The sequence below is a fragment of the Sorangium sp. So ce590 genome (genome assembly GCF_051521365.1).
Classification (GTDB): domain Bacteria; phylum Myxococcota_A; class Polyangia; order Polyangiales; family Polyangiaceae; genus Sorangium.
In genome coordinates this window covers 5,125,247-5,150,901 of record NZ_CP150346.1, presented here as the reverse complement: position 1 = coordinate 5,150,901, position 25,655 = coordinate 5,125,247, and the positions used below count along the sequence as shown (strand labels likewise).

Here is a 25,655-nt window from a genome sequence, read left to right as displayed (position 1 = left end):
ACGACGACGCGCGCGATCCGCGCCGACGTTGCAGAGGGCGGGCCCCTCGCGCGTGAGCACGACGCCCCGCCCGCCCGCGCGTTCCGGTGCGGGCTCACGCCAGACAACACCCGCGCGCTCAAGCGCGGGCTCACGCCAGACACCCGCGCGTCCGAGCGCGGGCTCGCGCCAGAACCAGGATCAGGAGCGCGCGCCGCGCCGCCGCGCCTCGTCCGGTGAGCAGGGCGCGAGCGCGTCCCCGCCGGCGCCGCCGGACCCGAGCGAGCGCGACCGGGAGATCGCGGCCGCCCTCGGGGCCTGGTTCGACCGCGTCGCGCGTGACCTGCCGTGGCGCAGGACGCGCGACCCCTACGCGATCTGGCTGAGCGAGGTGATGCTCCAGCAGACCCGCGTCGACACGGTGATCCCGTACTACGAGCGCTTCCTCGCCCGCTACCCCACGGTCTCCGCCCTCGCCTCCGCGGAGATCGACGACGTGCTCTCGCTGTGGAGCGGCCTCGGCTACTACCGCCGCGCGCGCGTGCTCCACCTCGCCGCGCGCGAGATCACCGCGCGCCACGACGGCGCGCTCCCCCGCGACGTCCCGGCGCTCCTCGCCCTGCCCGGCGTCGGCGCGTACACCGCGGGCGCGATCGCGAGCATCGCGTACGATCAGCCGGTGCCTCTCGTCGACGGCAACGTCGCCCGGGTGCTCTCCCGCATCGAGGGCATCGACGACGACATCCGCAGCGCCTCGGGCACGCGCAAGCTCTGGTCGACCGCGGAACGCCTCGTGCGGGGCCCCGCGGGCAGCGTCCATCCGGGACGCTTCAACCAGGCCTTGATGGAGCTCGGCGCGACCGTGTGCACGCCCCGCAACCCCCGCTGCGATGCCTGTCCCGTCGACGGCGCGTGCGCCGCGCGCGCGCTGGGGCGGCAGGCGGAGCTGCCGGTGATCGCCCCGAAGCGCGACGTCCCGGCGGTCGAGATGGTCGCGGCGGTGGTGCGATCGGGCGACCGCGTGCTGTTCGCCCGGCGCGCCGAGGGAGGTCTCTTCGGCGGGCTCTGGGAGCCGCCCATGGTCGAGGCGCGCGCGCTCGCGGACGCCCGCGCGCTCCTCGAGCAGGTCGGCGTCGGGCCTGACGCGCCGCTCCGCGAGGTCGGCCGCGTGCGCCACATCCTCACGCACCGGCGGCTCGACGTGACGGTGGCGCGCGCCGAGGTGGCGGCCCCGTGGCGCTGCCGGGCAAAGCTTGCCGCCCCCTACGAGAAGGCGGCGTGGCTCGATCCGGGCGTGCTGGAGTTCGGCGTTTCCAAGCTCGCGCGAAAGGTCCTTTCCGCGGCATCGGCGCCGGACGCCGGAGGCGCGCGTCGGCCGCGGTGAACGCGCGCGGCCGGGCGGGCGGGCGCGCGCCGTGGTCCGCGGAGAGGCCGGAGATGGCTCGAATTCGCGTCCTCGCTGCGCTCCGAAGGGCCTCGCTCCGCTGCGGGCGGGGGGCGGCGCCGCTTGCGGCCGAGCTGCTGCGGCGCAGCGGCGCGGGCGGAGCGAAACCCGTATGTCGCCGTGGAACGTCGCCGGCTTTGACGCTGCAGCGCGAGCGCGGTGGCACGGAAGGCGCTTGGTGGGAGGGCGGGCAGGCCCTCTAGCCTCGCGGCGCCGGCGGTGGCCGGAGCTCGATTCAAGCCTGGGAGCTCAAGCAACATGGATGCGCGACGACGGATCACGGAGACGCTGCCCACGGCGAGCGCACCTGTGCGATCCATGACCGTGATGGCGGACGACGGAGCGCTGTACGTGCTGCCGCTGTGCGAGCGGATCGTGCTCGATGTGCTGGCCTACGAGGACGAGGGCCTGCTGGCCTTCATCCGCATCGACGGGGAGGTGGTGGCGGAGCTGCCCGTGCTCGGGCAGGCGTGACCCGGCCGGGGCTGCTCGCGCCGCGCGTGGCGGAGCGCGCCGCGGCCTCGCCGCGCCGGCGCGGGCTGCTTCTCAGCCCACGCTTCGCATCCGCTGGGTCACAGGTTGCTCGTCATCTTCGGCATCCGGCTCCACGGACTCGACCTCCTCGTCTTCCAGGAGATAGGGCAGGTCGCCGTCGTCGTCGTCGTGCGACATCACGACGTCGCTGATGTCCTGCCCCCGCGTCGCTCCCTCGAGGAACTCCGCCCCGAGATCGCTCGCCAGATCGGCGGCGGCGTCGGCGGCGTCGGGGTTCACCTCGAACTCGGTGCAGCCGGCATCGTTCGGGTGGTGGTGGTAGCCGCGGACCTCGTCGTCGAGCGTCGGGATCACGTCGCTGATCTCGCTGCGCGGGCTCACCTTGCCGCGCAGCGGGGGCGCCGCGGCGGCGTCCATCATGTCGATGAACGGCTCGTCCAGCTCGCTCGTCCCGGCCCAGCGCGCGGCGCTCTGAGGAGCCTGCGCGTGCCTGCGGGGCCTTCCCGGGTCGCTGCGATCTTCTCGTTCTCGGCGCTGCGTCGTGCTCGTGCGCGGCGCGCGTGGCGGTGACGAAGGTGCGGCGGTGCTCTGCCTGCCTCGGGTGCTTGAATTGCTCACGGTGGTCTCCCCATGCAGGGTCCGGTCCGCAGGTGCAGCGGGCGGATACGCAACGGGGGCGAGGACCGTGCCGAAGGCTGCGTGCTGCGCCGTCGCCGGGGCGCGGCGCGCGGACGAGGCGCGCGCCGCGCGCGGCCGGGACGCAATTGAGCGTGCCAGCGAGCGCCACCTCGGGGTAGAAGGATCGAGGCGATGCTGGAACTCCGGACCGGGCTTGCGCTCGTGGCCGTTCTCCTCGGGGCGTCCTTCGGGCGCGCCGCCGCGGCCCAGCCTGCTGCCGCCCGCGGCGCGGAGGCGCCGCAGGAGGGTGGGGGCGCCGCGCTCGATGCGTACCGCGCGCTCTCGCGGCCGCCGGGGACGGCGGGGCGCGTCGTGTCGACCCTCGCGATGGGGACCGGGATCCGGTTCAACAACCCGTACCGCCTGCAGACGCAGCTCGGGGAGACGGCGGAGTCGCTCTCGCTGACCGCGGGGTACCTCGATCTCGGCGTCGCGCTGGCGCTGGGGCCGGCCGATGGCGTCCAGCACGGCGGTGCGCTGCGCCTGTCGATCGCGGTGGACGGCGTGCCGCAGGAGTCGCTCACGCCGAGCTACTTCGTCGCCTACCGCGGCCTCACGCGCGCGCTCGCGTACGGGCGCCTCGGCGCGGCGATCCTGATCGAGCCCGACGTGAACGTCGGCGGCGAGCTTGCCGTGGGGCTCGGGTACTTCCTCCTCGCTGGCGTGGCGCTCTCGGGCGAGATCGTCGGGGATCTCTTCTACGGCGCCGCGACGTACGACGCGGCGTACACCGTCTATCCGGTCGTCTCCGCGCAGCTCGGGCTCATGATCGAGCACGAGCTCTTGCCATGAGCTCGCCGGGGCGCGAGCGGCGCCGCGGGCGCCTCCGGGCGAGCGAGGCCGCGGGGGTCGCGGCGCTGCTGCTCCTCGTGGGCATCGCGCCGGTCGTGGGCGACATCGGCAGCTGCGGGCAGGCGCCGGAGGAGCTCGACCCGTACAAGTTCTTCGCGCTCAAGGCGCAGATCGACTGCGCCCAGTGCGAGGACTGTGGCCTGCGCACGCGCGCCTGCGCCGCCGCTTGCGGCTTCGAGGCCGCGCCGGAGCTCCCGGCCGGCTGCTATCCGCTGGTCCACGACGGCGAGGTGTGCCTGCACAAGCTCAACACGGCGAGCTGCGGCGAGTACCGCGATCACATGGCGGACGAGGGCGCGTCGATCCCGACGGAGTGCAATTTTTGCCCACTGGAAGAGGCGCCGTGAGCGGGCGCGGCGCAGTCGCGTCGGGCCGACGCCTCGCGAGGGCCGCGCGGGGGCTCTCGTGCGCCGCGCTCGTCGCGGCCCTGTCCGGGTGCGCCTCGAAGCCGGCGCTCCTCGCGAGCTACGACGACTATGCGGCGTACCGGGCGACGCGCGTATCGAGGACCCTCGAGGGGCGGCTCGCGGCGGCGTCGGCCTACCTGGAGCGCCACCCGGAGGGGGCCTTCGCCGCCGAGGTGCGCGCGTACCTCGCGCGGGCCGAGCCGGTCTACTACGCCGCGAAGCGCGGGACCACCGCCGGCCTCGCGGCGTACCTGGCCACGCTGCCCAGGGGCGCATTCCGCGCGGAGGCGACCCACCGGCTGCGCGCGCTCGTCCGGGAGCGCAGCGCCGGCGACCTGCTCTCGCGCGCGGCCCAGCAGACGGATGCGCACCTCTCGAGGCAGCGGGCGGAGCGCGCGCGGATCCGCGAGGAGCTCGCCGCGTGGCTGCGCCGGTTCCTGGGCAGGGAGGTCTGGGGGCGCCCGCTCGCGGAGGCGCCTGCCGATGTGATCGTCCCGTTCAGCCTGACGCTGCCGGCGCCCCGGTGCGCGCCGGCCGACGAGCGCGCGCCCCCGGGCGCCGCCGCCTGCGCGAAGCGGATCGCGCTCCCGTTCGTCGTGAACGCCGGCGGCGAGAGCGCGCCGCGGCAGGCGGAGATCGAGGTCGCCGTCCTCCAGGACGCGGCGGGCCGCCCGATCGAGGTCGCGATCCGGGGGCCCGATCTCTTCACGCGCCTCGAGGAGGCGCGCTCGGCGCGCGAGGTCGCCCCGGACGACCCCGAGGGCCGCATCGGCGGGATCTCCCTGGCGGTCGAGCTCTCGCGCGGCGCCTTCGCGGCGCGCGTCTCTGGCGATCCGTCGTGCAGCCGCGAGGTGGTGGCGCCCGTCGTGCTGCACCTGGAGTGCGGAGGGGCCCGCCTCGTGGCGCGCGCCGCGAGCGAGGCGGGCGAGGACGACGTCGTGACGATCACCGTCGCCTCGCCGGCGCGCTAGCTCCGAGCGTCTGCGCCCGCTAGCACGGCTTGTTCTTCTTCTTCCCCTTGAGCTTCGCCGTGTTCTTCGGGCAGACGTCCTTGATGGCGGCGGAGCGCTCCCTGTAGATCGCCTTCATCGCCTCGAAGACGGCCGCCTGCTCGCGCTTGAGATCCTTCGTCTCCCCCGGATCCGCGATGACGTCGAAGAGCTCGAACGCGTCGTCGTCGCCGTAGGCGATGAGCTTGTGCCGCCCGTTGATGAGCGCCCTGCGCCGGTCGTTGTCGCTCGTGCGCGGCAGATCGACGATGACGTCGCGCGGCTCGGCGCTCGCGCCGTAGAGCTCGGGCACGAGGCTCGTGCCCGAGAACGACGGCTCCGGCGGGGCGCCGGTCAGCTCCAGGATCGTGGGCGCGAGGTCGATGGAGCTGCGCGGCACGTTGATCCGGCGCGGGGTGATCCCCCCGGGCGCCTGGATCATCAGCGGCACGTGGGTGAGCACGTCCCACACCTCGAACCCGTGGCGATACATCTTGTGCTCGCCGAACGCCTCGCCGTGGTCCGCGGTCACGATGATCGCCGTGTCCTTCCCCCACGGCTGCTTCGCGACGAAATCGAGCAACTTTCCCACGTGCATGTCGGTGAACTTCACCTCCCCGTCGTACTTGTCGCGGGCGCGCTTGCCGAACGGCTCGATCCCCTCGTGCGTCATGTACACGTCGTGCGGATCGAGGAAGTGGAAGTACGCGAAGAAGGTGCCCGATGTGTTCGCCTTGTCGGAGAGCATCTTGATCGCGAGCTCCAGGTGCCCGGGGCTCGTCACGTTCCGGTCGGTCGTGTTGTCGGCCGAGAGCCCGGGCACGATCTCGTACACGTCGAAGCCCTGCCGGAACCCCGCCTTCTGGTCGAAGTAGAAGTGCGCGTGCGCGCTCATCGTCCGCACCCCGGCCTTCTGCAGGAGCTCCGGGAACATCACGACGCTGTCGGGGTAGTTGCCGAAGAAGTAGCCGCTGCGCTCGACCGCGCTCGGGTACCGGCCGGCGAGGAAGCCGCCGACGCTCATCGAGGTGTACGACGAGATCGCATAGTGGCGCGTGTAGCTGACCGCCTTCTTCTCGAACGCCGTCAGCGTGGGCGCGATGTCGCGCTCGTAGCCGTTCCACGGCATGTCCGCGCGCAGGCTGTCGATCGAGATCACGAGCACGTTCATTTTCGGGCGCTGCGCTGCCGGCGCCTCCGCGGGGTTGCCCTCCTTGCCCGCGGCGGCGGTGCCGTCGGCCGCCGCCGCGGCGCTCCCCTCCGCGGCGGCCTGCGATCCGGCCGCGACGGGCTCCTGCCGCGCCGTGGGCTCCGGCGTGCGCGCGGGCGGGGGGTGGCCGTCGCCCTCGCGGGAGCAGCCCGCTCCGGCGCTGACGAGCGCGAGCGCGAGCGTCGCCGCGAGGCGCCGGCGGGCCAGGCGCGGGGGCGCCGCGAGAGGGGGCGCCGAGCACGAGGGCGCGCGTTGTCCTTCCGGTTCCCAGACTCTCGTACGTGAAGCGACCGTGTGCATGAGCGCCGTCTTACTCCGACTTGCGCCGCTCCGCCAAAGCCGCACACCGCGCGCGACTTCCGGTATGCTCCCTGTTCATGGCCTCGGCCCCTCGGAACCCGCCGCCGCTGCCGCCTTCGGGCCGATCGCAACCCGGTGCCAGGCCGGGGGAGAGGGCGGCGCTCGAGCCGCCGCGGTCGCTCCCGCCCAACGCGCCGCGGCGCGTGGGCGAGCACGTCAGCCAGGCGCTGAAGGACCATATCACCGAGATGGCGCTCGGCCTGCTCGAAGAGCAGATGCAGGCCCGCATCGTCCACTACCGCGCCGATCTCGAGACCAACCCCCAGCTCGACGCGGTCACCGCGCAGGTCGTCGCCCAGCTGAAGGTGATCCAGGCCTCCGCGGGCGCGCCGGAGCGTGGGACGAGGAACCACGACGCGATCCGCGACGCGCACGAGAAGACCCTCCGCACCCTGCTCGAGCGGGTCATCCGCGAGGACGGCATCTCGCTGCTCGTCGAGCGGCGGCTCAAGAAGATCCACAAGAACCTCGCCCGCCTGTTCTTCCAGTCCGAGCTCCACGAGAAGACGCGGGGCCGCGACGGCGCGCCGAAGGTGATCCACCACGGCGAGCAGGCGCTCTTCTACGTGCTGACCCGCTACAAGAACCGGATCGAGACCGAGCTCGACGGCTTCGAGTTCGCCTCCGAGGAGGCGCGGGAGCAGTCGTTCGACCTGCTCGCGAAGCTCACGAAGGACATGCAGGACGCCTTCCTGTCGCGCCGATCGAGCGAGCTCAGGCGCATCGTCTCGGTGGTGCACGCCGTGCTCGTCGACTTCTTCAGCGCGCGCCTCGCCCAGAGCCTCGGCGAGATCGCCGCGCGGGTCGTGCGTGACGCGGGCACGTTCGAGGGCAGGGCGTTCGCGTACAAGGTGACGAGCGAGGCCTTCCCTCGCTTCCGCGCGGCGTTCGAGCGCCACCTCATGGTGATGCTCATCGGCTTCGCCGAGGACGAGCTGGTCGCCCAGCTGGCCGACACGGCCGGCGCCGAGCGCGACGAGACGATCCTCTTCATCACCGATCCCCAGCTCTTCAGCATGATCTGCGGCGAGGTCTGCGAGGGGCTCTACGAGTTCCTCTGCAACGAGGGCTTTCTCGACCTGCCGCCCGACTGGCGCCGCGCCTCGACGGCGCCTACCGACAGCTGACCCAAGAGAAACCCACGGACATCATGAGACGGTACGACGTCGCGCGAGCGGGCTCCGGCCTGCTCTTCGCTCTCTCTCTGCTCGCCGGCTGCGCGCGCGTCCCCGATGTGGACGCCTCGGGGCTCGCGCTCCGCCGCGTGGTCATCTACAGGAACGGCGTCGCGTACTTCGAGCGCCGGGGGATCATCGACGCCGATCAGGTGACCTTCCGCGTGCGCAAGGAGAAGGTCGGCGACTTCCTCGCGACGCTCGCGGTCATCGAGGCCGGCGGCAGCAGCGTCCGGAGCGCGTCGTTCCCGGTCGAGGTCGACGACGGCTCGGACGAGGACGACGCACCGGCGGCGCCCGGGCCCGAGGTGACGGTCGCGCCGCCGCCCGGGGACAAGGGCGCGACGGCGGCGAAGAAGAAGCGGGACGAGCTCGAGAAGGTGAAGCTGACGCTCGACGGGCGCGAGCACGACCTCGTGGTCGGCTACGTGGCCGAGACGCCGGTGTGGCGCCCCTCCTACCGGCTCGTGATGGGCGCGATCGGGGCTCCGGGCGCCGCGAGCGTGGACCCGCGCGCCACGTCGAAGCAGGCGCACCTCCAGGCGTGGGGCATCGTGCAGAACCTCTCGGGCGAGGACTGGAATGGCGTGAAGCTGTCGCTCGTGGCGGGCGCGCCGCTCGCCTTCCAGGCGACGCTCGACCGGGCGGCGATCCCGCCGCGCCCCATCGTCAGCGACCAGGGCGAGGTGATCGCGTCCGTGCCGACGAGCGAGACCACGCTGGCCACCGAGGCCGCGCAGCCCGCGCCGCCTCCGCCGCCGTCCATGCCGGCGCCGGTTGCGCCGCAGGCGGAGGTAGAGGCCGCCCACGAGTACGCATTCGATGCCGAGGAGGGCGTCGCCGCCGGCAGGACAGGGGCCGCGACGGCCAAGATGCCCACAAGGCCGGCGGCGAAGCGGGCTTACGGCGGCGCGCCTGGCGCCGCGGGGCCGCAGCGGGGAGGGGCGGTGTTCGCCGACGATCCGGCGGCCATGGACAGCAAGGCCATGATGAACCCGTCGCCGCCGCGCAACATGAGCGCCCTCGCCGCGGTCGCGATGGAGGCGGGCACGACGCGGTACGACATCCCGTTCCCGGTCGACATCCCCGACCGGAGCGCGACGATGGTCCTGCTCCTCGCGAAGCAGGTGCCCGGCGAGTCGATCTTCCTGTTCGCGCCCGACGGCGGCGTGCCCGCGTCGAGCTCCCACCCGTTCCGGGTGGCGCGCTTCACGAACGACACGAAGGGGCTCCTCGAGCGCGGCCCCATCGCGGTCTTCGAGAACGGCTCGTTCCTCGGCCAGGGCATGGTCGAGCCGCTGCCGCCGGGGGCCACGACGACGGTGCCGTTCGCGCTGGAGCGGGGCCTCGCCGTCGACACGGCGCGCGAGGAGAGCGCGGAGGGCGCGCGCATCGCGAAGATCGAGGGCGGCGCGCTCGAGATCGAGCGCGACTGGGTGACGCACACCAAGTACGCCGTCCGCAACGGCGGCGATCTCGCGGCGAGGACGCTCGTGAAGCACCCCCGCTTGCACGGGACGCGCCTGCACGCGCCCCCGAAGGGCACCGAAGACAACGTCGGCACGGGCAGCGCGCTCGTGCCGATCGACGTGCCGCGGCGGGGGACGGCGGTGCTGGACGTGGACGAGCGACGGCTCTTCCGGCAGCAGATCGACTGGCTCAGCCAGCTCGCCGACGACGCGGTGCAGGCCTACCTGAAGGACCCGCGCGCAGACGCGACCGTGGCGAAGCAGCTCGGCCATGCCTGGGACGTCCGGGGCAAGCTGCGCCCCGCCATCGACGAGCGCGACAAGCTGATCGCGGAGCAGGAGCGCCTCCAGCAGCAGAGCCACGAGCTCCGGCAGAACCTCCGTGCGATCGAGAAGAACAGGACCGCCGACGAGCTCCGCCGCGATCTCACCGACCGGCTCGCGAAGGCGTCGGCGCGCCTCGACGAGATCACGAAGCGCGTCATCGTGCTCGAGATGCAGATCAACGAGCAGCAGATCCGCTTCCGCGATCTCACGAACGAGATCAAGCTCCTCGCCCCGCTCGCCCCGGTGCGCGCGGCGCCCTGAACGCCGAGCTCTCGTTCCCCGGTTCCCGGCGGGGAGGCTCCGCGCCCCGCTTCCGGTGAGGATGCCCTGCATCCCCACCGGAAGCGGGGCGCGCTCGCCCCGCTACCGCGCTGGTTTGCTCGCGATGAGCGGCTGCCGCACGGTGCCGGCGTGGGTCCAGCTCCGCTCCATGCCCGTCGCGAGCCAGGCCACCTCGACGCGCTCGCCGTCGAAGACGGCCGCGACGCGATCGCCCCACTGGGCGGGGGCGGGGAGCTCCACGCTCTTCTGCCCCTTGATGCTGCCGAGCGCCTCCGCGCCGACGAGGAACGTGGCGATCCCCTCGCTCGCGAACGCCGACACCGCGGTGCTCGGCACGAAGGGCGCGACCACCGCGCGCACCGCCGACAGATCGGTCGCGCGCTCGGCGACCGCCCGCACCTCGTCGAGCGTCGACAGGACGAGCGCCACCCCGCCGGCCGCCGCGCTCTCGGCCGGCGCCCTGTCGTCGTCGACGACAGGCGCGGCCGGCTCGACCGGGCCAGGGGCTTTGCGCCCGCGCACCCCGACCGCCGCGCGCCCGTTCGCCTTCGGCACGCCCGCGAGCACGTCGAGCGTCAGCGGCCCATTCCAGGGCACCGCCGCGGGCGCCGGCGGCGGCTTCTTCGTGCTCACCTGCTCGCCCTTCTTGTCGCGGAGGATCAGCACGTCGTCGGTCGGCAGCGCCCGCGGCACGGTCACCCGCACCGGCCGCTTGAACGACCGCGGATCGCCGACCGAGCCCGTGGCCACGGCGTAGGCCAGCGTCTCGGCCGAGGCCACGACGAACGACGGCGCCCCGGCGATGCGCGGCTCCGGATCGGCGGTGCGCAGCGACAGGCCGCCGGGCGGCGGCGGGTAGATCTCCGAGGTCACGACGCGCCTGTCCGGCTCGATGATCCGCGCGCCCGTCGCCACGAGATCGACAAGCGCCCCCGACTGCGCGAGCACCTCGAGCACCTGCCGCGACGGCGGCGCGACGAGCAGATCGAGCCGCGACGGGACGCGCTTCGACTTGAGCAGCAGCGCCGCCGCGAGCATGTCGCGCAACGTCACGCCCGAGTCGCCCCCGAGGACGACCTGCGCCACCGGCTTGCCGGCGAGATCGCGGACCGGCCGGACCACGCCCTCCTCGTCCATCAGCAGAGGGTCGACCGTGCCGAGGTCGATCGAGACGACCTCCTCGCAGGGCGCGCCCGGATCCGGGACGAGCGCCCGGTGGGCCTTCGATCTGCGCTGATCGCGGAGGAAGACCTCCGTCTTCTCGTCGCTCACGAACAGCGCCGCCGCCGCGCCCACCTGCGGCGCGATGCCGCAGAGCACCGCGCGGTCGCCCACCGAGAGGAGCCGCGCGCTCGGCCCGGCGAACTCGAGGATCACCGGCGCGTGGTGCTCGCCCTCGATGCGCCGCACGACCTCGTCGAGGTTCCTGCGGAGCAGCTCGAGGGCGACGTCCCGCGCGCACACGAACGGCCGCACCCGGCCCGAGAGGTGGATCTGGACGCTCCGCGGCGGCCGGAGCCAGGCCGAGCCCGTGGCGAGCGCCTGCCCGAGCTGGCTCGGCGAGACGACGAGCGACAGCATGCCGATGCCGCCGACCGTCGCGAGGCGCGGGTCGTCGGTGAGGGCGAGCCGCGCCGGCGCGGCGAAGCGCTCGAGGTGCACGGGGGCGGGGAAGCCGATGCCGGGCCGCGCGATCGGGATATTGTAGGTCGGGAACTCGGGCGACACCGAGTGCGGGCTCCCCTCGTCGGTGTCCGCGAGCGAGCTCGCGTCGGCCACGCAGGTGCCGTCGTAGGCGACGGCGACTTCGACCGGCGTCTTCTTCATGCCCGTGGCGATGGCCTCGGCCAGCGCGCGCGATGGCGCCCGGGAGAGGATTACCTGATCGACCTTGACCTGAACGAGATCACCCCGCAGCTGAGGATCCGTCGCCCGCCCGGCGAGGATCTTCTGGGGCATCGTGCGGGGGGGATCCCCGGCTCGCGCACGCATAGATGTTGGGCCGTCCTTGTTTTTCTTGATGAGCTGGCGGGTGCGGCGTACGCCGCTCCGACCACGTTTCACGTCGTCCCGCCGGTGAGATGCTCCGGCGGGATCCGCCCACGGCCTTGCCGCGAGGCGAAAGAACGGCCGCACGTTAGCCGCTCGCCGGGACAAGGGTCAAGGCGTGCTTTGGAGCGGGTCCCCTGGGGCGGGAATCGCCCGGCTGGGACCAGGATGCAAGAGGCAAAGCGCGCTCGCCGTTCATCGTTATATCAGCGCGCTTCGCCGCGCTGCCGGGCGGACGGCGCGCGCTTTCGCGGTGTTGCGCGCGGTGGCTCGGCTGCGTCTCCGCGGGCTGTCCGTTTCCTCCCTCCTCTCCGTTTCCTCCCTCTTCACCGCTGGGCGCGCGCTGCCGGGCGGCCGGCGCGGGTGGGCGCCGGCCGCCCGGGCCGAGGCGCGTGACGGCGGGTCCCGTTCGTTTGTTTTCCCGATCGTGCCGCGCTTGGGTAGTCTCGGCGCATGTTCCAGGCCGTGCTGAAGGAAGTCGTAGAGAACACCGAGGGCGGCATCGCGACCCTTCTCATGGATTTCGAGGGGATCGCGGTCGACAGCTACTCCAAGCCCGGGGCCGCGTTCGACATCACCACCATCGGCGCGGAGTTCAGCGTCGTGTTGAAGTCGATCCAGCGCGCCGCCGAGATGCTCGACGCGGGCAACGCCGCCGAGATCGCGATCCAGGCGGAGAAGGTCACCACGCTGATCCGCGTCGTGAACAACTCGTACTTCGTGGCCTTCTCGATGACGCCCGACGCGAACATCGGCAAGGCCCGGTACCTCTTGCGCACCAAGGTGCCGGTGCTGCTGAAGGAGCTCGTCTGAGCAGCTTCAGGATCTCGGTCATCTCGGGGCCGAACCTCGATCGGCTGGGCAAGCGCGAGCCAGCGATCTACGGCACGGCCACGCTGGATGATATCCACGGCGCCGTCGAGGAGGCCGCTCGGGCCCACGGCGCCACGGTGTCGTGCATGCAATCGAACTGCGAGGGGGAGCTCGTGACCGCGATCAGCCACGCCGGCGATCGCGGCTTCCACGGCATCCTCCTCAACGCCGGTGCCTACACGCACACCTCCATCGCGCTCTACGACGCGATCCGCGCGTGCGCGCTTCCGACCGTCGAGGTGCACATCTCCAACCCGGACGCTCGCGAGCCGTTCCGCCGCCGCTCCCGCATCGCGCCTGCGTGCATGGCGCGCGTCGCGGGCTTCGGTCCGAGCTCGTACGTGCTCGGGCTGCTCGGGCTGCTCGGGCACCTGGAGAAGCTGCGATCGGACGAAAGAGGTTGAACATGCGCCGTCACTCTGGTTGAAAGGCGGCAAACATCGATGGCCGAACGTCCTTCCATGAACATCAACCTCAAGCAGTTGCGGGCGCTGGTGCGCCTCCTAGAGAAGCGCAACGTGAGCGACTTCGAGTTCGAGGACGAACACGTTCGCATCCGGCTGACGCGCGGGGGCCTCGTGCCGCAGGGCGGGGCGCCACCGCTCGCGCCGGTCGCGTACCATCTCCAGAGCGCGCCGGCCGCGGCGCCCGCCGCGCAGCTCGCGCCGGCGGCCGCGCCTGCTGCGGCGCTGCCGCCGGCGGCGCCCGACGCGGCGAGCGACGAGGGGATCTCGTACGTCACCTCGCCGTTCGTCGGCACGTTCTACCGCTCGCCGTCTCCTGACGCGCCGCCCTTCGTCGATATCGGGAGCGCGATCCGCGTGGGTCAGGCGCTGTGCATCATCGAGGCGATGAAGCTGATGAACGAGATCGAGGCGGATTCCCCCGGCACGATCGTCGAGATCCTCGTCGACAACGGCAAGCCGGTCGAGTTCGGGCAGCGTCTCTTCAAGGTCCGGGGCAGCTAGCGCTGCCGGGGCGAGGGTGCCGTGTTCCAGAAGATCCTGATCGCCAATCGCGGCGAGATCGCGATGCGTGTCATCCGCGCTTGCCGCCTGCTCGGCATCCGCTCGGTCGCGATCCACTCCGAGGTGGACGCCGCGGCGCTGCACGTCCGGTTCGCGGACGAGGCCGTGTGCGTCGGCCCGGCCGACGCGTCGAAGAGCTACCTCAACATCCCGCAGATCATCGCCGCCGCCGAGGTCACGGGCGCCGACGCGATCCACCCGGGCTACGGGTTCCTCTCGGAGAACCCGAAGTTCGCCGAGCTCTGCAAGAAGTGCCGGCTCACCTTCATCGGGCCGACCGCCGAGGCGATGCGGACCTGGGGCGACAAGGTGTCCGCGCGCGCGGTCGCCAAGCGCTTCGGCATCCCGATGCTCAGCGGCACCGGCGTGCTCACGAGCGCGGAGGACGCGAGCGAGCAGGCCGAGCGCGTCGGCTATCCGGTGATCCTGAAGGCCTCCGGGGGCGGCGGCGGCAGGGGCATGCGCATCGTCCGCCACGACGGCGAGGTGCAGCGCTCGTTCGAGATCGCGACGCAGGAGGCCATGAACGGCTTCAAGAACCCGGACGTCTACCTCGAGCGCTACGTCGAGGCGCCGCGCCACATCGAGTTCCAGGTGCTCGCGGATCAGCACGGGGGCGTGTGGACGCTCGGCGAGCGCGAGTGCTCGCTCCAGCGCCGGCACCAGAAGGTGATGGAGGAGTCGCCCAGCCCGGCGATGGACAACGAGAAGCGCTCCAGGATGGGCGACATCATCCGGGCCGCGGTCCTCGAGACCGGCTACACGGGCCTCGGCACGCTCGAGTTCCTGATGGATGACCGCGGCGATCTCTACTTCATGGAGATGAACACCCGCGTGCAGGTCGAGCACCCGGTCACCGAGATGGTGACCGGCGTCGATCTGGTCGCGCAGCAGATCCTCGCCGCCGCCGGCGAGCGCCTCACGCTGCCCGACACGCGACCCTGGAGCTTCCGCGGCCACGCCATCGAGTGCCGGGTCAACGCCGAGGATCCTCGCTCGTTCGTGCCGTGGCCCGGGCTCATCACCGAGTACCACTCCCCCGGCGGCGTCGGGATCCGCGTCGACTCCGGCGTGTACGGCGGCTTCCGCGTCCCGAGCGCCTACGACTCGCTGGTCGCCAAGGTGATCGCGCACGGCGCGAACCGGGCCGAGGCGATCGCCAGGCTCCGGTGCGCGCTCGACGAGTTCATCATCGGCGGCATCCGCACGAACATCCCGCTGCACCAGGCGCTGCTGCGAGATCCCGACGTCATCGCGGGCAACATCTCGACCCACACGATCGAGCGCGTCGTCTCGCAGGGCTTCTGACCGCGACGCCCCTGCGTTCGCCTCGCCGGCGCGGCGAGCGCGGGGAGCGTGGCGAACGCGGCGAGCGCGCAACGAATGCGCGCTCGCGTCGGCGAGCGCGGCGCACGCGGCGAACGCGCAACGAATGCGCGCTCGCGTCGGCGAGCGCGGCGCGGGCGCGATGAATGTTGTCCGTGAGACAGGTCGGCGGTACCGCCCGGTGCTACTTTATGTCGCTCTCGGGATCGGGTGAACGCGCCCTCGCCGAGGGAGCAAACCCCTTGAAATAGAAAGCATTTGCCGCGGGTATGGAAGCGAACGCTGGAGTGCAGGGTGACTTCTCTGCGTGGGTGCAGGCCACCTCCGATGCTTCCGAGCTCGAGCTCGGAATCCCTGGTTTCGGTTACGCCGACCTCTTCGACCCTGCGAAGCTCGCCGAGCTGACGGAGCGCTTCGAAGAGTATTTCCATGCGTCGGACGAGGGCGCCTTCGCGCGCTTCGACGCGTACCGGGCCGCCCTGCGCGCCGAGCCGGCGGGGGCCTCCGGCGCCGCGGGGGGCGACGCGGTCCGGACCGCGCTCACCCCGGAGCAGGTCTCCGAGGCGCTGCTCGCGGCGGCGCCGTACGTCGGCCGCTTCGTGGCCACGCTCTTCCGCGTCGAGCGGGAGACCCAGGCGCAGATCGACGCGACCCTCGAGCGCGGCGCGCTCTGGGACTTCAAGCGCGAGTTCTCCAAGAAGCGGCTGTTCAAGCCGAGCCCGGGGAAGGCGTGGCAGGGCACGCACGTCGAGGCGGCGCACGCGGCGCGGCGGTCGCTCGTGGCCATGGGCGCGCCGGCGAGCGCGCTCGACAGCGGCTCCGCCGCCGAGGAGCTCGCGATCGCGCGCGCGGCGCTCGCGCTGATCGAGGTCGACGAGATCGCGCGCAAGGCCGCCAAGGCCGGCGGCGCGAAGTGGACGGACGAGCTCCGCGGGCGGGCGGCGAAGGCGCGCGCGGCGCTGCGGGAGGACCCGGCGCTCGCGGAGCGCGTGGCGCAGGCGGTCTCGGTCGCGGGCGCGGAGCCGACGGAGGCCGAGGACGCGGCGGTCGTCTCGTTCGCGCTCGACGCCGTCGAGGCGTGGCTCGCGGCGCGCCGCGCGGACGAGCACGATCCGGCGCGGCGCTGGCCGACGCTCAAGGCGCCGCGCACGCTCGACTACCAGGCGCTCGTCCAGCTGCACAAGAAGGGCGCGGGCGACGGCCCGGGCTCGGCCGAGCTCCTCGTCGGGCCGGAGCACGAGCGGAGGGAGCGCGACGGCTTCGCGCTGACCGACCGGCGGGCGGGACCCCGCGAGGTCGAGAGCCAGGTCGACTACTGCCTTCTCTGCCACGATCGCGACAAGGACTCGTGCTCGAAGGGCCTGCGCGACAACAAGACCGGCGCGATCAAGTCGAACCCGCTCGGCGTCGAGCTCCACGGCTGCCCGCTCGAAGAGAAGATCAGCGAGATGCACACGATGCGCGGGCGGGGCGAGTCGATCGCCGCGCTCGCGCTCGTCTGCATCGACAACCCGATGTGCCCCGGCACCGGGCACCGCATCTGCAACGACTGCATGAAGGCGTGCGTCTTTCAGAAGCAGGATCCGGTGGACATCCCGCAGATCGAGACCGCGGCGCTCACGGACGTGCTGTCGCTCCCGTGGGGCCTCGAGATCTACGGGCTGCTCACGCGGTGGAACCCGCTCGACGCGCTGCGGCCGCACGCGCTCCCGTACAACGGCAAGAACGTGCTCGTCGTGGGCCTCGGCCCGGCCGGCTACACCCTGTCGCACCACCTCACCCGGCAGGGCTTCGCGTGCGTGTCGATCGACGGGCTGAAGATCGAGCCGCTGCCGGTCGAGCTCACGGGCGACGAGACGCGCCCGCCGCGGCCGGTCAGGGATTTTAAGCGGCTCTACACCGAGCTCGACGAGCGCGTCCTCCTCGGCTTCGGCGGGGTGAGCGAGTACGGGATCACGGTGCGGTGGGACAAGAACTTCCTCACCGTCCTCTACGTCACGCTCGCCCGGCAGCGCCTGCTCCGGATCCACGGCGGCGTGCGGTTCGGTGGCACGATCGATCTCGACGACGCCTTCCGGCTCGGGTTCCACCACGTCGCGATCGCGGCGGGCGCGGGGCGGCCGACGATCATCCCGCTCAAGAACAACCTCGCGCGCGGCATCCGCAAGGCCTCGGACTTCCTGATGGCGCTGCAGCTGGCCGGCGCCTACAAGCGCTCGGCGCTCGCGAACCTGCAGGTGCGGCTGCCCGCGGTGGTGATCGGCGGCGGCCTCACGGCGATCGACACCGCGACCGAGCTCGCGGCCTACTACATCGTGCAGGCCGAGAAGACGGCTGACCGGCTCGACGCGCTCGTCGCGGAGCGCGGCGAGGCCTCGGTCCTCGCGATGTTCGACGAGGAGGAGCGGGATTTCCTTGTCGAGCAGCGGCGCCACGCCGAGGAGATCCGCGACGAGCGCGCCCGCGCCGCGCGCGAGGGGCGGCCGCCGCGGTTCCAGGGGCTGATCGACGCGTGGGGCGGCGTCTCGCTGGTCTACCGGAAGCGGCTCATCGACTCGCCGGCCTACCGGCTGAACCACGAGGAGGTCGCCAAGTCGCTCGAGGAGGGCATCCGTTACGTCGAGAACCTCGCCCCGATCGAGGCGGTGCTCGACGAGCGCGGGTGCGTGTCCTCGCTCGTGTTCGATCGCCAGGAGGTCGTGGACGGCAAGTGGCGGAGCGCGGGGCAGACGGTCTCGATCCCTGCCCGCACCGTGTGCGTGGCGGCCGGGACGAGCCCCAACGTGACCTACGAGAAGGAGCGCCCGGGCTCGTTCGTGTTCGACAAGTGGCGGCAGTTCTTCCAGCCGCACCGCGCGTACGTCGACGAGGGCGGCGCGCTCAAGGTCGAGCCGGCCAAGCCGAGGGAGGGCTTCTTCACGAGCTACAACGACGGCGAGCACGCGGTGAGCTTCTACGGCGACAACCACCCGCACTACGCGGGGAGCGTCGTGAAGGCGATGGCGAGCGCCAAGGACGCGTACCCGTCCGTCGTCGCGCTGTTCCGGCGCGACATCGCCCGGCTCGGCGAGGAGCCGCAGGCGGCGCGCGACGCGCGGCGGCGCGACCTGTTCGCCCGCCTCGATCACGATCTCGTCGCGGTTGTCGAGCGCGTCGAGCGGCTCACGCCGACGATCATCGAGGTGGTCGTGCGCGCGCCCGCGGCGGCGCGGAAGTTCGAGCCCGGGCAGTTCTACCGGCTGCAGAACTACGAGGTGAGCTCGCCGGTGGTCCGCGGCACGCGGCTCGCGATGGAGGGGCTCGCGCTCACGGGCGCGTGGGTCGACAAGGAGAAGGGGCTGCTCTCGCTCATCGCGCTCGAGATGGGCGCCTCGTCCCGGCTGCTCGCCGCGCTGCGCCCGGGCGAGGAGGTCGTCGTGATGGGGCCGACCGGGACGCCGACGGACCTCCCCGAGGGGGAGACGGTGCTGCTCGCCGGCGGCGGGCTCGGCAACGCCGTGCTGTTCTCGATCGCGAAGGCGCTGAAGGCGCGCGGTGACCGCGTGATCTACTTCGCCGGCTACCGGCGGGGCGAGGATCTCTTCAAGCAGGACGACATCGAGGTGGCGACCGATCAGGTCGTCTGGTGCACGGACAGCGGCGCGGAGATCGCCCCGCGGCGCGCGACGGACCGCCATTTCCGCGGCAACATCGTCCAGGCGATGCGGGCCTACGCGGAGCGCCAGCTCGGCGGCGAGCTGGCGAGCCTCTCGGAGGTCCGGCGCATCATCGCGATCGGCTCGGACAAGATGATGAACGCCGTGCGCGAGGCGCGGCACGGCGTGCTGGCGCCGCACCTGGATCCGAAGCACGTCGGCATCGCGAGCATCAACTCGCCGATGCAGTGCATGATGAAGGAGGTCTGCGCGCAGTGCCTCCAGCGCCACGTGGATCCGGAGACGGGCAAGGAGACGATGGTCTTCTCGTGCTTCAACCAGGACCAGCTCATCGACCACGTCGACTTCAAGAACCTTGCCGCGAGGCTCCGGGCCAACACGGTGCAGGAGAAGCTCTCGAACGCCTGGCTCGATCAGCTGCTGGCCGAGCGCCCCGCGCTCCGGCACGTGTGACGTGGCCCGGGCGCCCCGGCGATCCGGGGCGCCCCCTGAGCTACGGCTCGCGGTCAGTCGCCTGCGGGCAGCTTGATCTTCGGCTGCTTGGGGTGGCGCCGGTAGAGCAGGATCGTCCGGCCGAGGGTCTGCGCCACCTCGGCGCGGAGCCGCTCGGAGAGGGAGCCGGCGACCTCGCCCTGATCGTCCGGGCACTCGGTGCCCAGGCGTACCTTCACGAGCTCGTGCCGCTCCAGGGCGGCGTCGACGGCCGCGACGACCCCGTCGGTCAGCCCGGCCTTGCCGAGCTGCACGATCGGGTCGAGGTGATGCGCCAGCGCCCGGAGATGGCGGCGCTGTTTTCCTGTGAGATCCAAAGCGTTCGGCCTTTCTTGAGTCGCTCGCGCGAGGCGGGCCCTTCACCGGACCGACCTCTCCTCGCGGGCGCGCGCCGGGTCATACCGGCCTCCGGGCCAAGGGAAAAGGGCGCGCCGCGCGGACTCCGCGCACAGCCTGTCCGGATCGGAGCGCAGGGCGAGAGGGACGAGGTGAGTGTACGAGCGTTATTGTATGTAAATGCATGCAAATTCATGCAAATACATGTGAATGCGCACATGTCGGTGGTGAATTCCGGCGCTGTGCAAGCGGGCGGGATCTCCAGGCGGCCCCGGGCCGCTCTGGGTTTTGCTTGACGTGACCGCACAACGGGCATCCCCTGGATGTATCGGCCGGCGTGTCGACGGGGTCTCGAGCGCTCGGATCGACAGCGATATGGGCTCATCGAGCGAGCGAGATGCGTCATCGGGGTCGGACGTCGAGCTCCCTCGGCTGGACGAGGTGGCCGGCCCGCTAGAGCTCACGGTCCACGATGAGGTGAGCCCTTGCCCGTACCTCCCCGAGGTCGAGGCGCGGATGCCGCTCCGCGTGCCCATCCGTCCGCTCACGCGCGCGGAGTTCGACCGGAGGCTGGTCGCGGGCAACCGCCGCCACGGCAAGCTGCTCTACCGCACCCAGTGCCCCTCGTGCCGCGCGTGCGAGCCGATCAGGATCGTCGTGCGCGACTTCGTCCCCGGCCGCACGCAGCGCCGGGTGCTCCGCCGTGGCGAGGAGGTTGTCGACGTCGAGATTGGCCCGCCCGTGACCACGCGGGAGAGGGTCGCGCTGTACAACCTGCACAAGCACGGCAGGGGGCTCATGCGCGACGACGTCCCGCTCGGCGCCGCGGGTTACGAGGCGTTCCTCGTGGACAGCTGCTGCGAGACGTTCGAGATGCGCTACCGCGTCGGCGGTCGCCTCGTCGGGGTCGCCATCGTCGATCGCGGGCTGGAGTCGCTGTCGGCGGTCTACTCCTTTTACGATCCCGAGCTCGAGCCGCTGAGCCCCGGTGTCTTCTCGATCCTGAAGCAGCTCGAGCTGTGCCGCACCTGGGGCCTGCGGTACCTGTACCTCGGCCTCTACGTCGAGAGGTGCTCGCAGCTTGTCTACAAGTCCCAGTACCTGCCGCACGAGCGGCTCATCGATGGCCGCTGGCGGCGCTTCGACCGGCCGGCGCCCTGACGTCCCTGACGTGAGCGCGCGGCTGGGCCGGGGGCGCATCGACCAGCTCGCGCCCACGGCGCCCTGACGTGAGCGCGCGGCTGGACTTCGGGGGCGCCCCGTTTCAAGAACGCGCCCATGTGGAATCGCGCGCTCGCGTTCGCCTCCTGCGCTGTGCTCTCCGCCCTGCTCGCCCTTGCGTGCGGCCAGACAAGGCCGATCGTCGACCGTGGCGACGCCGCGGGCGGCGCCGGGGGCGCAGGCTCGTCGACGAGCGGCGAGGGCGGGGCCGGCGGGGAGCCATCCGGTGACGGCGGTCAGGCCGGCGGCGGGGCGGGCGGCGGGGCGGGCGGCGGTGGTGACGGCGGTCAGGCCGGCGGCGGGGCGGGCGGCGGCGGCGGGGCAGCGTAGGGTGTAGGCAGAGAGGCCGGGGCCGCGCCGCCCGCGGCCCGGTTGTGTCCCCGTACCGCCGGGCCTAGACCGCTCGCGTGCATCCGATCGCAGAGAAGGTCCTCGCCCGCGACACGCGCGCGACGGCGCGGGCCTGCCGGCTCGCCGACGATCGCGCCGGCGACTATGCCGCGATCCTGAAGGATCTCTTCCCCCACACCGGCCGGGCCTGGGTCCTCGGCGTGACCGGCAACCCGGGGGCAGGGAAGAGCACGCTCACCGACCGGCTGATCAGCGTGTTCCGGAAGCAGGATCGCCGGGTCGCCGTGGTGGCGATCGATCCCACGAGCCCGTTCACCGGCGGCGCCATCCTCGGCGATCGCATCCGCATGCAGGCGCATTTCGGCGATCCCGACGTGTTCATCCGGTCGCTGGCGACGCGGGGCGCGCTCGGCGGGCTGTCGCGCTCGGCGGTGGACATCGCGCGGGTGCTCGACGCGTGGGGCGCCGACGTCGTGCTGGTCGAGACCGTCGGGGTAGGGCAGGACGAGCTCGAGATCACGCGCATGGCGCACACCACCCTGGTCGTTGTCGCGCCGGGGATGGGCGACGAGGTGCAGGCGATCAAGGCGGGCATCCTGGAGTGCGCCGACGTCTTCGCCGTGAACAAGGCCGATCGGGACGGCGCCGACGCCGCGGTGCGCGATCTGGAGCTCATGATCGCGCTCGGCGGCGAGGTGGCGAGCGCGTCGGGGCGGGCGCGCGGGCACAGCGCCGCGGCGCACCACGCCCGCGTTGTCGGGGCGGCTCCGGGCGGCTCGCCGACCGAGGGGCCGTGGGAGCCCGAGATCGCGCGGACCGTGGCCACGCGGAACGAGGGCGTGGCGGCGCTCGTGGACAGGCTGGAGGGGCACCGGGCGTGGCTGTTCGGGACCGAGGCGGGCGCCGCGCGCCGCGAAGAGCGCCTGCGTGAGGCGATGCACGTGCAGCTCCGCGACGCGCTCACCGACGCCGCGGTCGCCGTGCTCGGGCCCGCGCTCGACGCGGCGGTGCATGCCGTCGCGCGGCGCGAGGTCGACCCCTACACGGCGTCGGAGCGGCTCGTCGAGGCGTTCCGCCGCACCGGAGCTCTCACGCCCGGCGGCGCCGTTGCGGTGGGCGACGGGCCCTGAGCCGGCGGCGAGCGCACAGGGCCACCGGTGCCGGAGACGGCGCTCCTGCGGCCTCCGCAGCAGGCCGTCCGACAGCGCCTGGTTCCATGCGTCAGAGATCCCGCCAGGGGTTGCTGATGCGCGGAGCTAGTCCACGCACTTTTTCAGCGCGTCGTTCTCCTTCTTGCAGGACGTACCCCACTTATAGTCGCGGCAAATCCCGGTATGGTCCTCGCACGCGACGAGCTCGTCGTAGCGGTCGACACAGTCGTGGCGGTCTGCGTCTTCGTACCGGATATCGTAGCGATCGAGGCAATCGCCGTACTCGCGGTCGTTGCATCCCTCGCAGTCACACTTGTAGTCGCAGAGATCGCTTTCCACGCGGCCGCACGCGGTGGTGAAAAGGCAGGCTAGGGCGAGGGTCAGGTGCAAGGCCTTCATGGGCCCAGCTTACCCCGCGTCTCCAGCGTCAGGGCAATAAACAGCTGACGGTAGATGCGTTGAGCCACGATGAGCGATGAGCGATGAGCGATGAGCGGCGACCGATGACCCGCGCTGGTGCGCTCCCATCTTCCGTCTGTGCGCTCGACACCCGGCTTGCGCGGCGTGGATGGCGCTCACGCCTGCGCGCCGCCGCGGCGTGGTGAGCGCGGCGCCTTGCGCCCCACATTCTCGGCGCGGAACGCGCTCGGGCACGCGTCGTTGATCCCGCAGCCTCCACACGCCGGCTTCCTCGCGAAGCAGATCCGGCGGCCGTGGAAGATCAGTGTGTGGGACAGCATATCCCAGTCACGCTGCGGGAAGAGCGCCACGAGATCGCGCTCGATCTGCTCCGGCTTGTCGCTCTTCGTCCACCCGAGCCGCTGCGACAGGCGCTGCACGTGGGTATCGACCACGACGCCCTCCGGCGCCCCGAAGGCGACGCCGAGCACCACATTCGCGGTCTTCCGTCCGACGCCGGGCAGCTTCACGAGCTCCGCCAGCGTCCTCGGCACCTCGCCGCCGTGCCGCTCGACGAGGCCCCGTGCGAGCCCCACGACGTTCCTGGCCTTCTGGTTGAACATGCCCATCCCGAGCCGCCGGAGGAGCGCGGCCACCTCGGCGGGATCGGCGCCGGCGAGCGCGCGGGCGTCGGGATAGGCGCCGAACAGGTGGGGCGTCACCTTGTTGACCAGCACGTCGGTCGTCTGCGCGCTGAGCACCGTCGCGACGAGCAGCTCGAACGAGGAGCTGTGATCCAGCTCGCAGTGGGCGTCCGGGTGCAACGCGCGCAGCCGCGCAAACGTGGCCTGAGGCGAAGCGCCCGGCCGCGCGGGCCGATCCGCGGCGGCGACCGCGGCCGGCTTCCGGGGCTTCGGCGCGCGGAGCGCCGCCGCGGGCGTGTCCCCGAGAGCGGCCTCGTTGGGCCGTTTCACGGGGGCAGCGCCGCTCTTCCCCTGATTCCGGGCTGCGGGACGGACGGCGGCGGCCCCGGGCGGGCGGCGCGCGCCCCGTCCGACCGGGGCGGGGCTCCCCCCGAGGCCGCGCTCCGCTGTCTCAGCTGACGAAGGCGCGTTTCCGCGTCTCATGCTCATCGAGGAGCTTCTCGACGCTCGCGAGCGCGTTCTCCACCGACTCCTGCACCATCTGCAGCACCGTCGTCGCCGAGCCCTTCAGCGCCTCGTAGTAGCGCTGCCGCTCGGTCGAGTGGATGATCGACGGGGGCAGACCGGTGCGGAGCAGCAGCATGTTCATGAACAGCCTCGCGACCTTGCCGCTGTCGTTCGGGAACGGATAGACCCGCAGCAGATCGTAGTGCGCGCGCGCCGCGATCCGGATCCCGTTGCGCGTCTTCCGTGTCTCAGGATCGCTCAGCCAGTCGATGATCTGCCGCACCTTGTAGGCGATCTTGTCCGGCGGAGCGTACTCGTGGAAGTAGAGCCGGTGCTGGGGGATGTCCTTGCGGTACTTCACCGTCTTGAGATCCCCCTCCTCCGGGTGGAGGATCAGGTACAGCTTCCTCACGCAGTCGAGCGTGACCGGCGCCCGCTTGTTCGCGCCCTGCTCGCGCACGTAGACGATGGCCTCCTTGTGGCGGCGGATGTCATCGTATGTCGGCTGAAGGCTCGAGTCCGTCACGAGCGGCGCCGGGCCGTTGAGGGCCGCGCGCAGCTCATCGAACGTGTAGACCACGCCCTCAAGCGCGCTGTCGTGGTAAATCCACGACATATCGAGGCTATCGATGTAGCGCCGCCGGAACTCCTCCGTTTGCGCGTTCAGCCGCTGCTCGATGATGGCGCTGCGCTCCTCGATGGTGGCTCGCCGAGGAGGGGGCAGCATCGGCAGGGGCAGCGTGACCACCCGCGGGGGCTCCCGGAGCGGGACGCGGCCCGGACGACGCTCGATCGACACCTTCCCCTTGAGCGCGCCGGGCCGCCCGCTCTTCTTTTCGGCGGCGGGCCTGTCGCTCGCGCGCTGCGGCCTGTCGCTCGCGCGCTGCGGCCTGTCGCTCGTGCGCTGCGGCTTGTCGCTCGTCCGGCGCGGGCGCTCGGCCTCGACCGGCGCGGCCTGCTCCACGTCGGCCTTGAGCTTCAGCTTCTCCTTGAGCTTCAGCCTCTCCTTGAGCTTCGGCTTGTCGTCGAGCCTCAGCTTCTTGCGGAGCTTCGTCGGCTCCGCCGCCGGTGCTGCCAGCACCCGCTCGGAGCGCGCCGCGATCTTCCGCCGCGCGAGCCTCGGCTTCGTGGCCTTGACCCGCGTGAGCTTCGGCTTCTTCGTGGCCTTGACCCGCGCGAGCTTCGGCTTCTTCGCGGCCTTGACCCGCGCGAGCTTCGGCTTCGCGGCCTTCGCGCGCCGCGTCCGGCCGGCGACGGCCCTGGTCTTCGCGGTTCTGGCCTTCGCCGCCTTGGTCTTCGCCGCCCTCGGCTTCGCGACCCTGGCCCGCGTCGCTTTGGCCTTCGGAGCCTTGGCCCTCGCCGTCTTCGCCCGCGTCGCCTTGGCCTTCGTCGCCCTCGCCTTGACCTTCGTCGCCCGCGCCTTCGCCCTGGCCTTTGTGGTCCTGAGCTTGGCGGCGGCGCGCGTCGGCTTCGTGGCCTTCGTCGTCTTCTTCTTGGCGGCTGTCTTCCTCGCCTTGGACGCGCTGGCTCGCTTCGCAGCAACGCGCGTCGTTTTCTTTGCCTTCGCGGCCGCCGATTTCTTCCTGGCGCCCGTCCGGGTGGCCCGTGCCGGTGTGCGCGTTGCCTTGCGCCGCGCCGGGGCCGCCGACTTGCGGGCGGTCGCCCGTTTTGTCGTCACCTTCCGGCGCTTTGCCGCCTTCACGGCAGCGGTACGTCGCGCAGCAGGACGAGAGGACGCGGCCTTCCGCTTCGGCTTGCGCGCGGCCGAACGGGCGGCGGGCTTCGCCTTCCGCGTTCGCGCCGTCGAGGCAGCTCGCCTCGAGCTCACCGCGCTCGCCTTGGTCGCTCTCTTCCGGTCTTTTTTCGAAGTTTTTCGGGTCTTCTTTGCCGCCATGGGCGTGCTTTCACACAATCGCTCAGGCTGCCCGCTGCCACGCTGCGGCGAGCTAACATAC

General features: G+C 72.1%; 22 protein-coding genes. 15 read left to right on the top strand and 7 right to left on the bottom strand.

Annotated elements, in window-relative coordinates; all coding sequences use genetic code 11:
• Positions 1-52: 52 nt before the first annotated feature.
• Together mutY and WMF28_RS19455 are read left to right on the top strand one after the other, a co-directional pair.
• On the top strand, positions 53-1,363 hold the full coding sequence (gene mutY, locus WMF28_RS19460; protein ID WP_437603742.1) for an A/G-specific adenine glycosylase: 1,311 nt from the start codon (positions 53-55) through the stop codon (positions 1,361-1,363).
• Between the two features lie 318 nt (positions 1,364-1,681).
• Positions 1,682-1,897: a hypothetical protein gene (locus tag WMF28_RS19455; RefSeq protein ID WP_437603741.1), complete on the top strand. Its 216-nt coding sequence runs from the start codon at positions 1,682-1,684 to the stop codon at positions 1,895-1,897.
• Between the two features lie 72 nt (positions 1,898-1,969).
• Here WMF28_RS19455 and WMF28_RS19450 read toward each other — a convergent pair whose 3' ends face one another.
• Positions 1,970-2,338 (bottom strand): hypothetical protein, encoded by a 369-nt coding sequence (locus WMF28_RS19450; RefSeq protein ID WP_437603740.1) that lies wholly within the window; start codon positions 2,336-2,338, stop codon positions 1,970-1,972.
• Positions 2,339-2,728: 390 nt separating this feature from the next.
• Here WMF28_RS19450 and WMF28_RS19445 point away from each other — a divergent pair, with 390 nt between their 5' ends.
• Genes WMF28_RS19445 through WMF28_RS19435 form a run of 3 tightly spaced genes read left to right on the top strand, consistent with a single transcriptional unit; the run spans position 2,729 to position 4,826 of the window.
• Positions 2,729-3,388 (top strand): hypothetical protein, encoded by a 660-nt coding sequence (locus WMF28_RS19445; protein WP_437603739.1) that lies wholly within the window; start codon positions 2,729-2,731, stop codon positions 3,386-3,388.
• Positions 3,385-3,795 carry a hypothetical protein gene (locus WMF28_RS19440; RefSeq protein WP_437603738.1) on the top strand — a complete coding sequence of 137 codons (411 nt, stop codon included), beginning with the start codon at positions 3,385-3,387 and terminating at the stop codon, positions 3,793-3,795. Before WMF28_RS19445 ends, WMF28_RS19440 begins: the two co-directional genes overlap by 4 nt.
• Positions 3,792-4,826, top strand: coding sequence for a hypothetical protein (locus WMF28_RS19435; protein ID WP_437603737.1), 1,035 nt, complete (start codon positions 3,792-3,794; stop codon positions 4,824-4,826). Before WMF28_RS19440 ends, WMF28_RS19435 begins: the two co-directional genes overlap by 4 nt.
• Before the next feature lie 19 nt (positions 4,827-4,845).
• Here WMF28_RS19435 and WMF28_RS19430 read toward each other — a convergent pair whose 3' ends face one another.
• On the bottom strand, positions 4,846-6,354 hold the full coding sequence (locus WMF28_RS19430) for a sulfatase (RefSeq protein WP_437603736.1): 1,509 nt from the start codon (positions 6,352-6,354) through the stop codon (positions 4,846-4,848).
• Positions 6,355-6,431: 77 nt separating this feature from the next.
• On the opposite strand from WMF28_RS19430, the gene WMF28_RS19425 reads away from it, so the two are divergent.
• Both WMF28_RS19425 and WMF28_RS19420 read left to right on the top strand, forming a co-directional pair.
• Positions 6,432-7,541: a hypothetical protein gene (locus WMF28_RS19425; RefSeq protein ID WP_437603735.1), complete on the top strand. Its 1,110-nt coding sequence runs from the start codon at positions 6,432-6,434 to the stop codon at positions 7,539-7,541.
• A gap of 23 nt (positions 7,542-7,564) precedes the next feature.
• The gene (locus tag WMF28_RS19420) at positions 7,565-9,646 is read left to right on the top strand and encodes a hypothetical protein (RefSeq protein WP_437603733.1); all 2,082 of its coding nucleotides are present in this window, start codon (positions 7,565-7,567) and stop codon (positions 9,644-9,646) included.
• 102 nt (positions 9,647-9,748) lie between these two features.
• Here WMF28_RS19420 and WMF28_RS19415 read toward each other — a convergent pair whose 3' ends face one another.
• Complete coding sequence (locus tag WMF28_RS19415) at positions 9,749-11,626, bottom strand: aconitase family protein (protein WP_437603732.1); 1,878 nt, start codon at positions 11,624-11,626, stop codon at positions 9,749-9,751.
• A gap of 543 nt (positions 11,627-12,169) precedes the next feature.
• Here WMF28_RS19415 and WMF28_RS19410 point away from each other — a divergent pair.
• From WMF28_RS19410 to WMF28_RS19390, 5 genes are all read left to right on the top strand, one after another.
• Positions 12,170-12,529, top strand: a complete 360-nt coding sequence (locus tag WMF28_RS19410; RefSeq protein ID WP_437581352.1) for a roadblock/LC7 domain-containing protein — start codon at positions 12,170-12,172, stop codon at positions 12,527-12,529.
• Positions 12,526-12,993: a type II 3-dehydroquinate dehydratase gene (locus WMF28_RS19405; protein WP_437604279.1), complete on the top strand. Its 468-nt coding sequence runs from the start codon at positions 12,526-12,528 to the stop codon at positions 12,991-12,993. Before WMF28_RS19410 ends, WMF28_RS19405 begins: the two co-directional genes overlap by 4 nt.
• Positions 12,994-13,032: 39 nt before the next feature.
• The gene (accB, locus tag WMF28_RS19400; protein ID WP_437603731.1) at positions 13,033-13,557 is read left to right on the top strand and encodes an acetyl-CoA carboxylase biotin carboxyl carrier protein; all 525 of its coding nucleotides are present in this window, start codon (positions 13,033-13,035) and stop codon (positions 13,555-13,557) included.
• Positions 13,558-13,578: 21 nt separating this feature from the next.
• The gene (gene accC / locus WMF28_RS19395; protein WP_437603730.1) at positions 13,579-14,925 is read left to right on the top strand and encodes an acetyl-CoA carboxylase biotin carboxylase subunit; all 1,347 of its coding nucleotides are present in this window, start codon (positions 13,579-13,581) and stop codon (positions 14,923-14,925) included.
• Between the two features lie 287 nt (positions 14,926-15,212).
• Positions 15,213-19,052, top strand: coding sequence for an FAD-dependent oxidoreductase (locus WMF28_RS19390; RefSeq protein ID WP_437603729.1), 3,840 nt, complete (start codon positions 15,213-15,215; stop codon positions 19,050-19,052).
• A gap of 53 nt (positions 19,053-19,105) precedes the next feature.
• Here the strand turns inward: WMF28_RS19390 and yhbY are convergent, their stop codons facing one another.
• A complete protein-coding gene (yhbY, locus tag WMF28_RS19385; RefSeq protein WP_437603728.1) occupies positions 19,106-19,408 on the bottom strand; it encodes a ribosome assembly RNA-binding protein YhbY in 303 nt (100 codons plus the stop codon).
• A 394-nt stretch (positions 19,409-19,802) separates the two neighbouring features.
• On the opposite strand from yhbY, the gene WMF28_RS19380 reads away from it, so the two are divergent.
• From WMF28_RS19380 to meaB, 3 genes are all read left to right on the top strand, one after another.
• Positions 19,803-20,588 carry an arginyltransferase gene (locus WMF28_RS19380; protein WP_437603727.1) on the top strand — a complete coding sequence of 262 codons (786 nt, stop codon included), beginning with the start codon at positions 19,803-19,805 and terminating at the stop codon, positions 20,586-20,588.
• A gap of 117 nt (positions 20,589-20,705) precedes the next feature.
• On the top strand, positions 20,706-20,978 hold the full coding sequence (locus WMF28_RS19375) for a hypothetical protein (RefSeq protein WP_437603726.1): 273 nt from the start codon (positions 20,706-20,708) through the stop codon (positions 20,976-20,978).
• A gap of 77 nt (positions 20,979-21,055) precedes the next feature.
• On the top strand, positions 21,056-22,129 hold the full coding sequence (gene meaB, locus WMF28_RS19370) for a methylmalonyl Co-A mutase-associated GTPase MeaB (RefSeq protein ID WP_437603725.1): 1,074 nt from the start codon (positions 21,056-21,058) through the stop codon (positions 22,127-22,129).
• Positions 22,130-22,255: 126 nt separating this feature from the next.
• Here meaB and WMF28_RS19365 read toward each other — a convergent pair whose 3' ends face one another.
• The 3 genes from WMF28_RS19365 to WMF28_RS19355 form a co-directional block, all read right to left on the bottom strand.
• Positions 22,256-22,489, bottom strand: a complete 234-nt coding sequence (locus WMF28_RS19365; protein WP_437603724.1) for a hypothetical protein — start codon at positions 22,487-22,489, stop codon at positions 22,256-22,258.
• Positions 22,490-22,725: 236 nt separating this feature from the next.
• Positions 22,726-23,523 (bottom strand): endonuclease III, encoded by a 798-nt coding sequence (nth, locus tag WMF28_RS19360; RefSeq protein ID WP_437603723.1) that lies wholly within the window; start codon positions 23,521-23,523, stop codon positions 22,726-22,728.
• Positions 23,524-23,644: 121 nt separating this feature from the next.
• Complete coding sequence (locus tag WMF28_RS19355) at positions 23,645-25,378, bottom strand: Fic family protein (RefSeq protein WP_437603722.1); 1,734 nt, start codon at positions 25,376-25,378, stop codon at positions 23,645-23,647.
• Between the last annotated feature and the right edge of the window lie 277 nt (positions 25,379-25,655).